This window comes from Microbulbifer taiwanensis, assembly GCF_014904815.1.
Lineage (GTDB): Bacteria > Pseudomonadota > Gammaproteobacteria > Pseudomonadales > Cellvibrionaceae > Microbulbifer > Microbulbifer taiwanensis.
The window spans coordinates 1-14,155 of the sequence record NZ_JACZFR010000025.1 but is presented as its reverse complement, the minus strand read 5'-3'; the positions used below and the strand labels follow the sequence as shown (position 1 = coordinate 14,155).

Genomic DNA, 14,155 nt, shown 5'->3' with positions numbered 1-14,155 from the left:
TAGCAAAAAGATAATTCAGCAGGAATTGGAAGTTAGAAAAACATCCACCAGGGTCTGCGAATCGAAACAGAGCGCTTTGCGCTGTCCTCGCGCCCCTCACTGTCAGTAACCGTCAGGGTAATCTCGTAGTCGCCACCCTGGTTGTAGCGGTGCCAGACGCGCCGACCCTGCGCCGCACTGCCGTCACCAAAGTTCCAGCGGTAACTGAGACCATGGTCACCGCGACTGCGTTCCTGTACCCGTACCCAGTTGAAGAGCCGGCTCACACTGAATCGCGCCCGGGGTCCTTCGCCGTTTTCCCGCACCAGCAGTTCCCGCTCTGAAGCCGCCAGCGCACCGTCGTCGTCTTCCACCCGCAGGATCACGGTATAGGTACCCGCATCGCGATAGCGGTGATTCGGGTTCTGCTCTGAACTGGTTTTGCCATCGCCGAAGTCCCAGTGCCAACCGACGATACTGCCGTCGCTGTCACTACTGCTATCGGTAAAGTGGACACGCTTGCCCTGGGCCTCAGTGGTGAAGTCCGCGTTGGGCACCGCATTGCCGGCGGTCAGGTCCAGTTCCACCACCAGCGGATCGTGGTCCGAGGCGCGGTAGGGATCGGGGCTGTAGAGAGAGTCCTGTTGCGCCGCACTCTTGTACTCGGTGTTGTAGTCCAGCACCCGCGGTTCGTCGGCGTTGATATGCCAATCGGCCACACCGGTCACCAGCGGGGCCAGCGCGGCATTGGCGAGGGCATGATCCAGGTAGCCGGCCTGGGCGTCGTACACATAGGAGTGGGCGGTGTCGCCGTGGAAGGCGGCCAGCAGGTCGGTATAGCCGGCGTCCTGTAGCGCAGTGATCGGGTTTTCCTTCGCATAGGCGTTGAGGTCGCCGAGAATCAGCAGGCCCTCGGTGCCCGTGCCGCTGGGGTCCGTCGCCAGCCAGTCGGCCAGGGCGTCGGCGGCCTGGGAGCGGACCTGGTTCCAGCAGCCCTGGCCATCATTCTGGTCGTCGTCCAGGCTGCCGTCGCCGGGGCAGCTGCCCTTGGACTTGAAGTGGTTGACCACCACCGCCAGGGATTCGTTGCTGGCCAGTTCGGTAAAGGCCTGCAGCAGCGGCTGGCGATTCAGGTAATCGAAGGGGTAGCTGTCCAGCGTGGCGGCGGCACCCAGGGGCTGTACCCTGTCGGCGCGGTAGATAATACCCACGGCTATTTCGTCGCCGCCCAGTCGTGCCAGCCCCGGATCCACGAAGGCGTAGACCTGGCCACCGGCTATGGCGTTGAGACCGTCGACCAGATCCTGTATCGCGCTCTCGGTTCCGTAACCGTCGTTCTCGATTTCCATCAGGCCGACGATATCCGCACCGGTGCCGCGGATGGCAGAGATGATCTTGTCGCGCTGGCGCTGGAACTCCCCCGCTGTGTCAGCGCCGCGAGAGGTTGGGAAGCCGCCACCCTGACCGTTGCCATTAAAGTAATTCAAGACATTGAAGCTGGCGACGCGCAGGCTGTCGCTGCCCGGCAGCGCCGGAGACGAAGTGCGCGGATTGGCCGCGACGAATTGCGGTGCTTCCACTGGCTGTATGCGGTAGGCGCCGAAGCCATAGCCGATTACGCCGCGCAGGCCCGTAACGGTGCTGCCGGCACGCAGGCTGTCGGCGGCGCTGAGTCCCGGGGCCGGATAGGGAACAGTTTCCGGGTTCTGCACCGTGGAACCGTCGTCGAGCAGAATGCGGTTGCGTGCATTCGCCGCCTGCTGAGCCAGTGCCGCAGCGCCGGGCTCGGCGATATTGGTGGATGTGTAGAGGCGGCCGGCGGACAGGTCGAGTTCGCCGTAGCGGCCCAGGTTGTAGTTGCCGCTGACGGTCAGTGTCTGCGCAAACTCAGCCAGCATGCCCTCATAGCGCTCCAGGTGGTCGGCGCTGGCAAACGGCAGGCTGATCTGGACGGCGGTAACGCTGTGGCCGCTGGAACAGACGCTGACGCCATCGACCTGGTTGAGTTCGGTAAAGTCATAGTACTCGGTGACCTGGCCGCCGACGCGTACCAGGTCGCCCACCTGTACATCCTCACCGAAGCCGTTGTCGTAGACGAAGAGGCCCTCTGAGCTGGCATCCACGCCATCCTGATCGCTGTCCTCCTCCTGCAGGAAGAAGCCGCCCAGGCCTGTGACGCTATCCTGGAAGTCACCGACCACTACCGCCTCTACCTCGTGGCGCTCGCCGGCGAGCGGGCTGGCGGCTCCCGAGCCCTGCACCACGCTGATCAGTGTGGCTGGATCGCCGCACTGGCCCAGGGCGACGCCGCCACCACTGCCGCCGCCGTTGTGCTGGCCCAAGTCGGCGAAACTGTTTTGCCCCGCGCTGGCCCACTCGACGGCCGGATCGAAGGCGCTGCTGCCGTCGGCGCGGCCCGCCACAACATCGGCGTTGCGCAACAGTGTCTGGTTCTGGGTGCCTATCGCGGAGTCGCCCCACTGGCTGCCCGGATCCACGCCTATCTGGCCTATCACGTCGACAGGGCCGGCGGGGCCCACCAGCGCCACGGCATCGTCGCCATTGAAGAGACCGCCGCCGTAGATCAGGTCCGCCTCGGCCAGCAGTGCCGCATCGGCGCTGCCGTGGGCGAGCACAAAGACTTCACCGTCGGCCAGGCTACCACCGAGAGCGATGTTGGCGCCGGCAGAATTGGAACCGTTGAAGTAGACACGCACCGAGTAATTGCCGAGATCCACCGGGTTGCCGGTGCCGTTGTAGATTTCCAGCGCCTTGTTGTTGCCGCTGCCCTCGACATATTCGGAGATAATCAGGTCGCCGGCCTGGGCGCCGCCCGACAGCAGTGACAGCCACAGCGCCAGCTGCAGCGTTACTTTGCGTTTCGTCATTTTCTATCCCTGTCTGTTTTTTGGTATCGGTTGTCGCGATTAACGCGGCGGATTCTGGACGGGGATTCCTAAGGGCGGATGACGGGAAAATGAAGAATAGGCGTCTTTTTTGTTGCGGCGGAGAATCTGTGATGAGTGGCGCAACCGAAGGGAAAATTGCGCCGCAAAATAGTTAGATTTTTTTTGATTTAAAATTTACTAAACAGTTACTCGCCCCAGACTTCCTCCAGGCGCTGGTCGCGCCCGCAGCGGTAGCGATAGAAGTTGTAGCGGACCGGATTGCGCTGGTAGTAATCCTGGTGATTGCGCTCGGCGGGGTAAAAGATGCTGGCCGGACTGATTTCTGTAGCGATTTTCTTGCCCAGCTGCACGGCGACCCGCTTCCTGCTCGCCTCGGCCAGTTTTTTCTCTTCCGCATTGCCGTAAAAAATAGCGCTGCGGTACTGGTCGCCGCGATCGCAGAACTGGCCGCCGCCATCGAGCGGGTCCACGTTGCGCCAGAATACCTCCAGCAGCTGCGAATAGCTGACCTTGTCCGCGTCGTAGGTCACCTGCACCACTTCCGCGTGACCGGTACCGCCGGCGGAGACCTGTTCATAGCTGGGATTTTTGACGTGGCCGCCGCTGTAGCCGGAAGAGGTTTCCAACACACCGTCGAGTTTGTCGTAGGGTGGCTCCATGCACCAGAAGCAGCCGCCGGCGAAAACGGCGGTGCGGATATTCTGTGATTCCTGGGCGCTACCCGCTGCGGCAGCCAGCAGCAGCAACAAGGTGATCAGCCAGCGCATGGACTACTCCTTTTTGTGAGGCTCTGATAACTGTCGGATGACACGACCGCGATATTCCGGCCCTCACCGTTCAGATAATTTCGAAGTAGCGATCCAGCTCCCAGTCGCTGACATGGCGCCGGTACTCGCGCTCCTCCCATTCGCGGCTGGCGGCGAAATGCTCGACGAAATCACCGCCGAACAGTTCCCGCGCCGCTGCCGACGCCTTGAGGCGCTGGGCCGATTCCCACAGGGTGCGCGGCAGTGCCAGTTCCGCCGGCTGTTGCAGCACATAGGCATTGCCCGCCACCGCCTCGCCCGGCTCCCACTGCTGCATCACACCGTAGAGGCCGGAACCCAGGGCGGCGGCCAGGGCCAGGTAGGGATTGGCGTCGGCGGCACCGAGGCGGTACTCGGTGCGCTGGGACTTGTCGCTGCCGGGAATCACGCGCAGCGCGGCGGTGCGGTTCTCCACGCCCCAGGTGGCGTCGGTGGGCGCCCAGAAACCGGGCACCAGGCGGCGATAGCTGTTGACCGTGGGTGCCATCATGCTGAGGAATTCCGGCATCAGCCGCTGCTGGCCGGCGAGGAAGTGGCGCTGTACAGCGCTGATATTCTGCGGCTGCCCGGGATCGTAGAAGGCGGACTTGCCGCTGCTGTCGCGCAGTGACAAATGAATATGACCGCTCTGGCCCGGGTAGTCGCCAGACCACTTGGCCATAAAGGTGGCCATCAGGCCGAGGCGCTGTGCCAGCACCTTGATAAAGGTCTTGAAGAGCGCCGCCTTGTCTCCCGCCGCGGAGGCCGAGTCCACGGCGATGGCCGCCTCCAGCACCCCGGGCCCCGTCTCCGTGTGCAGCCCCTCGAGGGGGAAGTCCATGCGCTCACCCAGGTCGAGAATCTCCCGATACAGCTCCGCGTGCACAGAGTTGCGCAGCATCGAGTAACCGAACCAATCCGGGGTGAAGGGTTTCAGGTTGCGGAAGCCCTTTTCCCGCGCCGAGTCCGGGGTCTCGTCGAACAGGAAGAACTCGTATTCCAGCGCCGCCAGCGGCTCGAAGCCGAGGGTCCTACAGCGCTCTATCACCCGGCGCAATGTGGCGCGCGGGCACACCGCCTGGGCCTGGCCGTCGAATTCGGCCAGGAACAGCAGCATATCGTCCTCGAAGGGCACTTCGCGGCAGCTGTCGGGCAGTATGCGCACCGGCGCATCCGGGTAGCCGGTGTGCCAGCCAGTGTAGCGGGCGTTGTCGTACAGCTGGTCCTTGACGTCCCAGCCCAGCACCACGTCGCAGAAGGAGAAGCCGTGTTCGAGGGAGGAGAGGAACTTGTCGCGGCTCATGTATTTGCCGCGCATGACGCCGTCGTTATCAAACAGGCCCACCTTGACATGGCTGAGGTTGCGCTCCTGGACGATGGCGCGGGCCTCCTCGACGGTCCTGATATCCCGGGGTTTCAACATATGGCCAGCCTCCTTGTTGTTATGGCTGAGTTGCTATGGCTGAGTAACAGGATAGACCCGCCAGGAGTTAGCAGGCCCTAACCAATAGATCTAAGGGCGCCGCTTTCAGCGCCGCGGCTCAGGGTTTATAATCCGCGCTCCCAAAATTCCGATCACTTTCAGTCAGGACCAGCAATGAGCTTCGACAAGGTTTCCGCAGGTAAGGACCTGCCCAACGATATCAACGTAATCATCGAGATCCCTGCCAACCACGACCCGATCAAGTACGAAGTGGATAAGGACGCCGACGCCGTATTCGTGGATCGTTTCGTAGCCACCCCGATGTTCTACCCGGCCAACTACGGCTATGTGCCCCAGACCCTGTCCGAAGACGGCGACCCCCTGGACGTGCTGGTTGTGGCCCCCTACCCGGTAATGGTCGGCTCCGTGATCCGCTCCCGCGTGATCGGTGTGCTGAACATGACCGATGAGTCCGGTGTAGACGCCAAACTGCTGGCGGTACCCCACACCAAGCTGACCAAGCTCTACGATCACGTTCAGGAAATCGGCGACCTGCCGGAGCTGCTGATCAAGCAGATCGAACACTACTTCGAGAACTACAAGGCGCTGGAAGCCGGCAAGTGGGTGAAGGTGGACGGCTGGGCCGACGCCGAAGCCGCGCGCGCCGAGGTAATGGCCTCCCGTGAGCGCTACCTGAAGGAAGAAGGCTGATTGCTCTGAACAAGACAGCCCGTTCCTAGAAAAACCGGCCCAGCGCCGGTTTTTTTATGCCCGTTACAGGGCAAACCCTGCTCCACCCCGTCCGCTAACGACTGCTGGAATCGTCACCAGCAGCCACCGCCAAAATTCTTTTCCCTCTCCTGTCGGTATTTCCCAGCCCCCGGCGTTTACTCCTATGCGGGCCCCCACTCCCGCCCGTTAACAATCAAGATATTTCGCCATAGCAAATAAAAATAGACTGGAGAAACCCGATGCAAAGTTCGCGCAACCCCACTCATTTATTTCAGCGGACGCTGATCGCCAGCACCCTAGCGCTGCTATCTGCCGGTGCGCAGGCGCAGGAAGCCGGCGGGAACACGCTGGAAGAGGTAACCGTGACCGGTATCCGTGGCAGCCTGCAGCAGGCACTGGACGTCAAGCGCGATGCGACTTCGATCGTCGACGCAATCAGCTCCGAGGATATCGGCAAGTTCCCCGATAAAAACGTGGCCGACTCGCTGCAGCGCATTCCCGGTATCTCCGTGGACCGCATCTGGGGCGAGGGGCGCGATATCTTCGTGCGCGGTACCGACAGCACCCTGAACCGCACCCTGATGAACGGCCAGAACGTGGCCTCGGCCTACTGGTGGGCCAACGACAACCCCAGCCGCGGCTTCAACTACTCCATCCTCGCCTCGGAGCTGGTCTCCGCGCTGGAGGTGTACAAGAGCCCCGAGGCGCGCCATGACGAGGGCAGCATTGGCGGCATGGTCAATGTGCGTACGCGCAGGCCGCTGGACCTGGACCCGATGACACTGAACCTGTCCTCCGAGGGCGCCTACAGCGAGCTGCCGGACGAGTGGGATCCGCAGCTGTCCGGCCTGGTGAGCTGGAAGAACGACGATGACACCTTCGGTGTACTGGCCTCCTTCAACAGCCAACAGCGCACCGTGCGCCGCGACGGCCTGGAGGTTTTCCCCACCAACGACCTCTACACGGTGACCGACCAGCACGGCAATGTTACCGAGAACGTCTATGTGCCCTGGGGTGGCGGCTCGGCAATTTTCCAGCAGGACCGCCAGCGCGACACCGCCAACTTAACCCTGCAGTTCCGCCCCAGCGACCGTTGGGACCTGGCGATGAACTACGTCGCCTCCGATATGGAGATGGACAACAGCAACCAGAACTACCTGTTCGTTGCCGGCGGCTACAAGATTCCCAACGGCGATGTGGTCACCGACCCGGTATTTATTCCCACCAGCGACGGCAATCGGGCGCTCGTCGGTGGCGTGATCGAAAACCCGGACAGCATCGGCGTGGCCGACGAGCCGATAGTGCGCGAATCCTTTGTCGAATCCCAGGTGCTGGACCTGGCCGCCGACTACGAGGGCGACGACTGGCAGCTGCACCTGCAGGCGGGCAGCACAAGCGCCGAGGGCGGCAGCACCCTGGACCGCAACTACTGGTTCGAGGGCGCCGGTGCCGAAGACCTGAATTTCGGCCCCAACACCAACGAGTTCAGTTTCCCCGGCATAGATCCGCTCGACGGCAGCGCCCTGCATATCAACGCCGCCAACCTGCGCGACTGGGTGCGTGTCATGGAGGACGATGAAAACTACTGGCAGGCAGACCTGAGTTACGACGTCGAGCTGGGCTTTGTCACCGCCCTCAAGACTGGGCTCAAGTTCCGCGACCACACCATCGAGAACAACCGCCAGAACGGTTCCGTGGATGTGAACAACCCCGACATCGCCGACCAGGTAGCGGCGCTGAATGCCATCACCCTGGCGGACGTTTCCAGGGGCGCCAGCCCCAGGCTGCATGGCGAGGGCGCCACGTCCGGTTCCCTGACCCGCTATGCGTTTATGGATATCGGCCTGGCGCGGCAGAAGGTCGACAGCATTTTAGACAGCGGTGTCATGACCTACGCCGAGGACCAGCGGGCCTACTACAAGATCAATGAAGAGATCACTGCGGGCTACCTGCAGGCGGATTTCGAAAGCGGCCGCCTGCACGGCAATTTCGGCGTGCGCCTGGTGGAAACCGACCAGACCTCCCACGCCTATATCGATGGCGAGCGGGGTTCCGTCGGCCGCAGCTACCGCGAGACACTGCCGAGTGTAAACGTCATTTACGACCTGTCCGAAGACATTATCCTGCGCGCCGCCGCCTCGCGCGCCATGGCCCGCCCGACTTTCCAGAACCTGAGTTCGAATATCGTCATCAACGCCACCAGCGGCACCGCCACCGCCGGCAACCCGATGCTGGAACCCATGTTCGCCGACCAGTTCGAATTGGGCGCCGAGTGGTATTTCAGCGATGCCAGCCTGCTCGCTGCCACCTATTTCAGCAAGGACCTGAGCACCTTCGTGTTCAGCGACACCCAGGTCGAAGTGATCGACGGCGAGAGCATCAATGTCACCCGCCCCTACAATGCCGATAAGGGCGCGGATATCCAGGGTATCGAGCTGCAGGCGCAGCACGACTTCGGCAGCGGCTTCGGCGCCCTGGCCAACTACACCTGGACAGACGCCGAGGTACCGGGCAGCCAGCTGGAGCTGCCGGGCAATTCCCGCGACCAGTTCAACGCCTCCGCCTACTACGAGAACGATTTCCTCAGCCTGCGCCTGTCCTACAACATGCGCTCGGAATCCTTCGGCGGCCTCACCTCCGGCTCGCAGCTGGTCACCGATGAATACGACCAGTGGGATGCCACCGCCAACTGGACGGTGACCGACAATGTGGATGTCTTCCTGACCGCGGTGAATCTCACCAACGAGATCATCAATATGCGCACCGCGGACGGCATCCCGGTGGGCTTCTACGAAAATGGCCCACGCTACAGCCTGGGCGCACGCCTCTCCTTCTGACAACGCGCATCGATGTTGTCACCCCTACTTGGGCGCCCTCTGGGCGCCCTTTTTTGTATCGGCGACCGCTTGACCATCTAGGACGACTGCCCTAACATCTAGGACAAACGACCTAATCCTATACAGGGAGCCATCTGTGAGTGGCAGAGCAACCAGAGAACAGATTGTCGAAGCCGCCGATCGGCTCTTCTACCAGCAGGGGTTCGAGCACACCTCGTTTGCGCATATCGCCGATGCGGTGCAGATTTCCCGGGGCAATTTCTACTACCACTTCAAATCCAAGGATGAAATCCTCGCGGCGGTCATCCGGCTGCGCCTGGCTAATACCCGTAACATGCTGCAAAGCTGGGAATCCCAGGGGGACACGCCGCGGGCCAGAATCCGCTGTTTCATTCATATTCTGCTGGACAATGGCGACAAGATAAAAAATTACGGCTGCCCGGTGGGGACACTGAGCAGCGAGCTGGCGAAGCTGAACCACGCGGCACAGGGAGAGGCCAATGAAATTTTCACCCTGTTTTACGACTGGCTGCGCTCGCAGTTCTTACAGCTGGGCCGCAAGCGGGATGCCGGCCAGCTGGCGGCGCACCTGCTCGCCCGCAGCCAGGGTGTCGCCACCCTGTTCAACGCATTCCAGGAAGACAAGTTTGTCCGGCGGGAAGTCAAACAGATGTGCAACTGGCTGGACGAGATCATCAGAAACTGACAAGGAGAAGAAACCATGTTTGTCGTAATATTGAGATTTTCCGAGAACCGCGAGCGCATGGGCGAGCTTATGGATGCACACAAGGCCTGGGCGAAACAGGGGCTGGATGACGGCGTCTTCCTGATGATCGGCAGCCTTCAACCCGGTCTGGGCGGCGCTATACTGGCCCACAATATTTCCCGCCAGGATCTGGAATCTTTTGTCGACCGGGATCCCTTTGTGGCCGAAAGAATCGTCACCGTGGAAATACTGGAAATTACACCGTCGAAAACCGACGAGCGGCTGGCTTTCCTGAGTGCCGTCTAACCATTTACAGGGACTGTCGCAATGAACAATTCAATTCCCGGCCCGGACGGCCGACCGCGCTGCCGCTGGTGTGCCGCCGCACCGGAGTTCTTCGACTACCACGATCGGGAGTGGGGCTTCCCGGTCGCCGAAGACCGCCGCCTGTTTGAAAAGCTCTGCCTGGAGAGCTTCCAGTCCGGCCTGAGCTGGCGCACCATCCTGGCCAAGCGGGAAAATTTCCGCAAGGCCTTCCACCAGTTCGATTTCGACCGGGTGGCGCGCTTTACCGACAAGGACGTGCAGCGACTTCTCCAGGACAAGGGCATTGTCCGGCATCGCGGAAAAATTGAAGCGGTAATCAACAACGCCAGGCGCGCTCAGGAGCTGGTGCAAGAGGAGGGATCGCTGGCCGCCTTTATCTGGCGTTTCGAACCCGATGAGAAGACACTCGCCGCACCACAGACGGCATCCACCTCCGCCGCCTCCATCGCCCTGTCGAAAGCGCTGAAAAAACGCGGCTGGAAATTTGTCGGCCCCACAACCGTCTACGCCTTTATGCAGGCGATGGGGTTGATCAATGATCATATCGAGGAATGCGTGAGCCGGGCTCAGGTGGAGCAGCAGCGTCGGAAGTTTCAACGCCCCCAATCCCCGATGACCAATTGAGACAGGACAACATGATGAAAGCACAACTGCTGGCCCCGGAAGATGAGCTCGCCCCGGTGGCGCAAGTCCTGCTGCAGCTCCGCCCCCAGTACAGTCTGGAAGACATCAAGCTCCAGATCCGCAAGCAGCAGCAGAACGGTTATCAGCTGGCCTTCGTTACCGAAGGGAGTTGCGTGCTCTGCGTGGCGGGGTTCGTGGTCGCTGAAAAGCTGGCCTGGGGCAGGCATATTTATGTCGACGACCTGGTAACCGATGAAAACCACCGCTCCAGTGGGGCCGGACACCTGCTGATCAACTGGCTGAAGGACTACGCAAAGGAAATCGGCTGCACCCAGATACACCTGGATTCCGGCGTGCAGCGCTTTTCCGCCCACCGCTTTTACCTGCGCGAGGGCTTCATCATCGCCAGCCATCACTTTTCCACGGACGATCTGTAAAGCCCCTGCGGCCGCTATCAGTCCCGACCGGGCAATATCAGTATTCGCCGGTCCCCCTTGTCGATCCGCGCCCCAAAACTCTCCTCCAGGGCAAACGCCAGCGCGTCGGCATCGCCGATATTGAAAACACCGCTGATGCGCTCCCCGGCCAGCGTATCGCCTACCAGCACCATCTTGCGTGTCGTATAGCGGTTGTATTCGGCAATGGCATTTTCCAGACGCTCGTTGTCGAAGTAGATCTTGCTGGCCTGCCAGGCAGTGACTTTTTCCAGGTTGACGGCGGACACTTCGGCCTCCGCCGGCGGATCCCCGGCGACATAGCGAAGCCCCTGGCCGGGATGCAGTTTCGCCAGGCTGCGCCTCTTGCCCGCAGTATCCTCGGCATTGACCTCTACCAGCCCCTGGGTGACTGCCACACGGATATCCCCGGAGCGCAATGCGACATTGAATGCGGTACCCAGTGCGCGCACTTCACTGCCGGCGGCATGAACCACAAAGGGCCGCTGGGGATTTTTTGCAACCATGAAAAATGCCTCGCCGCGCTCGAGATAAATCGAGCGCTGCGCGCCGGTGTAGCGCACCCCCACGCGACTGCCGGTATTGAGCATCAGGGTGGAACCGTCATCCAGGTGAACCAGCTGCTGCCCACCGATGCCGGTCTGGTAGTAATCCACGGAGAAATGCCGCTGCACCAGCATCGCCGCCACCGCAACCAGGAACACCGCGGCGATCTGCACCAGCGCGCGCCAGCGCGGTGTGCGTCGCGCCTGCTTGCGAAGCGCTTCCAACTCACCGCTCAACTCGGGATCATCCGCCAGCATATCCGTCATCAGCCACAGCTGCCGACACTGCGCAAACGCCAACTGGTGGCGTGCGTCCTCCTGCAACCAGTGTTCGAGAGCTTCACACTCCCGTGCCGACATGGCGCCGCTGCGCTGCCTGGCAAACCAGTCCGCCGCGGCGGCACGGATGGATTCATCGATCACTTCAGCGCGCTTCATAGGATATCGTCCAACTCCCGCTGCAGGTGCTTCAGGGCACTACTCATATGGCGTTCGACACTGCGGGTACTGATCGACAGGGCCGAGGCTATTTCCGGGTAACTCATCTCTTCATATCGGCTCAGCAGGAAAATTTTTCGGGTGACGGGTTTCAGGCCCTGCAGGGAAGCTTTCAGGCGCTGCAGGCTCTGCTGCCACTCGGCACAGCCCTGGGGCGACGGCTCCGGGCTGGCGTGCTCCTGCTCCTCAAAGCGATGGTGATAATCGCCGCGGCGGCGCATATGCCGGCGCAGGCTGTCGCGCACCAGATTGGTGGCCACGGTGAAAATATAGGCGCGGGGATTCTCCCGCAGCGGCTGCAGGTCCTCCTGGCGCAACAGTCGGACATAGGTCTCCTGCAGAATCACCTCCACATCCTGCTGTCCGCCCGGCAGCATGCGCGCCACATAGCTGCACAGAGCACCCCGGTAGCTGCTGTACAATTCTTCCACAAAGGCGCGCGTACCGCCGTCAGCGGCGGACGGCCTGGAACTTACGACGCGAAGCTTTGCCCTTGCCATCGATTCACCCGCAGAGACCGGTTTTCTGAAAACGAATACCCATAGCTTTCCTAAACGCCAGCCAACACCGATCCCCGACAGCCTTTTTCACAAATTTTATCCCCATCGCAGTTCGAAGTCCGCCGCGCGGACGACGGCGCTTGCCCGCCTGCGATTAAATCGAGTATTTTGCACTTCAAGTGGCGGCCGCGCCGAGGCACCGCCCTATCCCGAACGATAATAATGACTGACAAATGCGCTTCATTCCCGAAAGCACTGGCAGCCGTCCCCGGGGCTGTCCTGTGTGCGCTGGTGCTGTCGGCCCAGCTCGCCATTGCCGCACCGGCCGGTGCCGGGCTGTCGGCCGGCTTTTACGGTGAGCGGGTTGCCTTCGATATCCCCGCGCAGCCGCTGGAACGGGCGCTCACCACCTACGGCGAACAATCCGGTGTACAGATTTTCTTTCGCAGCAGCCAGCTGCCGGAGGGGGTGAGTGCAACACTGCGCGGCAGCTTCACCCGTGACCAGGCCCTGGAACGGCTGCTGGCCGCGAGCAATCTCAGCTACTCCTACGATGGCAACAATACGCTGGTTATCCGCGCCGACAAAATCCTGGATCGCGATTCTGCTCGACCGGCGATGGACGACGACGGTGTAGCGTCGGCGCCCACATCAATCATCGAGGAAACCTACGTAACCGGTTTGCGCAGTACCCTGTCGCGAAACCTGGCCATCAAGCGCTTCAGCGAGAACCTGGTCGACGTGATCACCGCCGAGGATATCGGCAAATTCCCGGACCGGAATGTTGCCGATTCACTGCAACGGGTCGCGGGAGTGTCTGTGGACCGTCTCTGGGGCGAGGGGCGTGACGTGAACATCCGCGGTACCGATAAAGACATCAACCGCACCCTGCTCAACGGCCAGCATGTCGCCTCCGCCTACTGGTGGGCCAACGACAACCTGAGTCGCGGTTTCAATTATTCCACGCTCGCATCGGAACTGGTGCAGTCCCTGGAAGTGCACAAGACATCGCGCGCGGACCTGGATGAGGGCAGTATCGGCGGCGCCGTGCTGGTGCGCACACGCAAGCCGCTCGATATGGCACCACTGGAAGCGCACCTCTCACTGGGCCAGCAGTACAGCGAACTTGCAGAAAGCTGGGATCCCCAGGGCTCCTTCCTCGGCAGCTGGAAGAGTGCGGACCAGACCCTGGGCCTGCTGGCATCGGCCAACTGGCAGAATCGCGGTGGCCGGCGCGACGGGCTGGAGACCTTCGCCGACAACAATCTCTACCGTATCGTCGACACGGCCGGCAACAGCACGGACAACGTCTATGCAATCTGGGGAGGCGGAAGTGCGGTACTGCAGCAACAGCGCACCCACATCACCAGCAACCTGACCCTGCAGTGGGCCCCCCACGAGCGCTGGGATTCATCGCTCAACCTGCTGCGATCCCGCCTGGATATCGACAACAGCAACCACAACTTCCTTTTCTCTCCCGGAGGCTACAAGCTGCGCGAGGAGCTACCGGTTACCGTAGAGAGACCCCGCTACCTGCCGGCTGGCGACGGCAACTTATCGCTGGTGGGCGGCACCCTGACCAATGCCGACAGCACCGGCGCGATACTCGACAGCATCCACCGCCAGGCCTATATCGACACTGCGGTCAATGACCTGGATATCCACTATCGCGGCAGCCACTGGCACAGCCATATGCAGCTGGGCAGCACCGACGCGCGCGGGGGAACCGAGCGCGATCGCCTATATCGCTTTACCGGCAACAGCCGCGTGGCCTTCCGGCTCGGTTCCGGGCGGGGCGGGGGCGGGTTACTTGGATTTAAACCCCTCGGCCCCCC

Annotated in this window: 12 protein-coding genes; 7 read left to right on the top strand and 5 right to left on the bottom strand. The window is 61.8% G+C overall.

Annotated features, from left to right (window positions below; genetic code table 11):
- Nucleotides 1–32: 32 nt before the first annotated feature.
- The 3 genes from IG627_RS08235 to IG627_RS08225 all read right to left on the bottom strand — a co-directional run bounded on the left by IG627_RS08235 (nt 33) and on the right by IG627_RS08225 (nt 5,096).
- Nucleotides 33–2,867, bottom strand: a complete 2,835-nt coding sequence (locus IG627_RS08235) for an ExeM/NucH family extracellular endonuclease (RefSeq protein ID WP_193191878.1) — start codon at nt 2,865–2,867, stop codon at nt 33–35.
- A 206-nt stretch (nt 2,868–3,073) separates the two neighbouring features.
- Complete coding sequence (msrA, locus tag IG627_RS08230; RefSeq protein ID WP_193191877.1) at nt 3,074–3,655, bottom strand: peptide-methionine (S)-S-oxide reductase MsrA; 582 nt, start codon at nt 3,653–3,655, stop codon at nt 3,074–3,076.
- A gap of 70 nt (nt 3,656–3,725) precedes the next feature.
- Nucleotides 3,726–5,096 (bottom strand): glutamine synthetase family protein, encoded by a 1,371-nt coding sequence (locus IG627_RS08225; protein WP_193191876.1) that lies wholly within the window; start codon nt 5,094–5,096, stop codon nt 3,726–3,728.
- Between the two features lie 174 nt (nt 5,097–5,270).
- Between IG627_RS08225 and ppa the strand changes: the two genes are divergently transcribed.
- From ppa to IG627_RS08195, 6 genes are all read left to right on the top strand, one after another.
- Nucleotides 5,271–5,807, top strand: coding sequence for an inorganic diphosphatase (gene ppa / locus IG627_RS08220; protein ID WP_193191875.1), 537 nt, complete (start codon nt 5,271–5,273; stop codon nt 5,805–5,807).
- 260 nt (nt 5,808–6,067) lie between these two features.
- Nucleotides 6,068–8,665, top strand: a complete 2,598-nt coding sequence (locus IG627_RS08215; RefSeq protein ID WP_193191874.1) for a TonB-dependent receptor — start codon at nt 6,068–6,070, stop codon at nt 8,663–8,665.
- A 136-nt stretch (nt 8,666–8,801) separates the two neighbouring features.
- Complete coding sequence (locus IG627_RS08210) at nt 8,802–9,371, top strand: TetR/AcrR family transcriptional regulator (RefSeq protein WP_193191873.1); 570 nt, start codon at nt 8,802–8,804, stop codon at nt 9,369–9,371.
- A 15-nt stretch (nt 9,372–9,386) separates the two neighbouring features.
- Nucleotides 9,387–9,677: a YciI family protein gene (locus IG627_RS08205; protein ID WP_193191872.1), complete on the top strand. Its 291-nt coding sequence runs from the start codon at nt 9,387–9,389 to the stop codon at nt 9,675–9,677.
- 21 nt (nt 9,678–9,698) lie between these two features.
- Complete coding sequence (locus tag IG627_RS08200; RefSeq protein ID WP_193191871.1) at nt 9,699–10,322, top strand: DNA-3-methyladenine glycosylase I; 624 nt, start codon at nt 9,699–9,701, stop codon at nt 10,320–10,322.
- Nucleotides 10,323–10,336: 14 nt separating this feature from the next.
- Entirely contained in the window at nt 10,337–10,759 is a 423-nt protein-coding gene (locus tag IG627_RS08195) for a GNAT family N-acetyltransferase (RefSeq protein ID WP_193191870.1), read from the top strand.
- A gap of 17 nt (nt 10,760–10,776) precedes the next feature.
- On the opposite strand, the gene IG627_RS08190 is transcribed toward IG627_RS08195, so the two are convergent.
- The gene (locus IG627_RS08190) at nt 10,777–11,760 is read right to left on the bottom strand and encodes a FecR family protein (RefSeq protein WP_193191869.1); all 984 of its coding nucleotides are present in this window, start codon (nt 11,758–11,760) and stop codon (nt 10,777–10,779) included.
- Nucleotides 11,757–12,320, bottom strand: a complete 564-nt coding sequence (locus IG627_RS08185; RefSeq protein ID WP_193191868.1) for an RNA polymerase sigma factor — start codon at nt 12,318–12,320, stop codon at nt 11,757–11,759. Before IG627_RS08185 ends, IG627_RS08190 begins: the two co-directional genes overlap by 4 nt.
- A gap of 222 nt (nt 12,321–12,542) precedes the next feature.
- Between IG627_RS08185 and IG627_RS08180 the strand changes: the two genes are divergently transcribed.
- A partial coding sequence (locus IG627_RS08180) for a TonB-dependent receptor (protein WP_193191867.1) occupies nt 12,543–14,155 on the top strand: 1,613 nt, incomplete at its 3' end.

What these genes read in the sequence shown, in the direction of transcription:
- IG627_RS08235 (WP_193191878.1), bottom strand. Translation starts at nt 2,867, where the DNA reads ATGACGAAACGCAAAGTAACGCTGCAGCTGGCGCTGTGGCTGTCACTG.
- msrA (WP_193191877.1), bottom strand. Translation starts at nt 3,655, where the DNA reads ATGCGCTGGCTGATCACCTTGTTGCTGCTGCTGGCTGCCGCAGCGGGT.
- IG627_RS08225 (WP_193191876.1), bottom strand. Translation starts at nt 5,096, where the DNA reads ATGTTGAAACCCCGGGATATCAGGACCGTCGAGGAGGCCCGCGCCATC.
- ppa (WP_193191875.1), top strand. Translation starts at nt 5,271, where the DNA reads ATGAGCTTCGACAAGGTTTCCGCAGGTAAGGACCTGCCCAACGATATC.
- IG627_RS08215 (WP_193191874.1), top strand. Translation starts at nt 6,068, where the DNA reads ATGCAAAGTTCGCGCAACCCCACTCATTTATTTCAGCGGACGCTGATC.
- IG627_RS08205 (WP_193191872.1), top strand. Translation starts at nt 9,387, where the DNA reads ATGTTTGTCGTAATATTGAGATTTTCCGAGAACCGCGAGCGCATGGGC.
- IG627_RS08200 (WP_193191871.1), top strand. Translation starts at nt 9,699, where the DNA reads ATGAACAATTCAATTCCCGGCCCGGACGGCCGACCGCGCTGCCGCTGG.
- IG627_RS08195 (WP_193191870.1), top strand. Translation starts at nt 10,337, where the DNA reads ATGAAAGCACAACTGCTGGCCCCGGAAGATGAGCTCGCCCCGGTGGCG.
- IG627_RS08190 (WP_193191869.1), bottom strand. Translation starts at nt 11,760, where the DNA reads ATGAAGCGCGCTGAAGTGATCGATGAATCCATCCGTGCCGCCGCGGCG.
- IG627_RS08185 (WP_193191868.1), bottom strand. Translation starts at nt 12,320, where the DNA reads ATGGCAAGGGCAAAGCTTCGCGTCGTAAGTTCCAGGCCGTCCGCCGCT.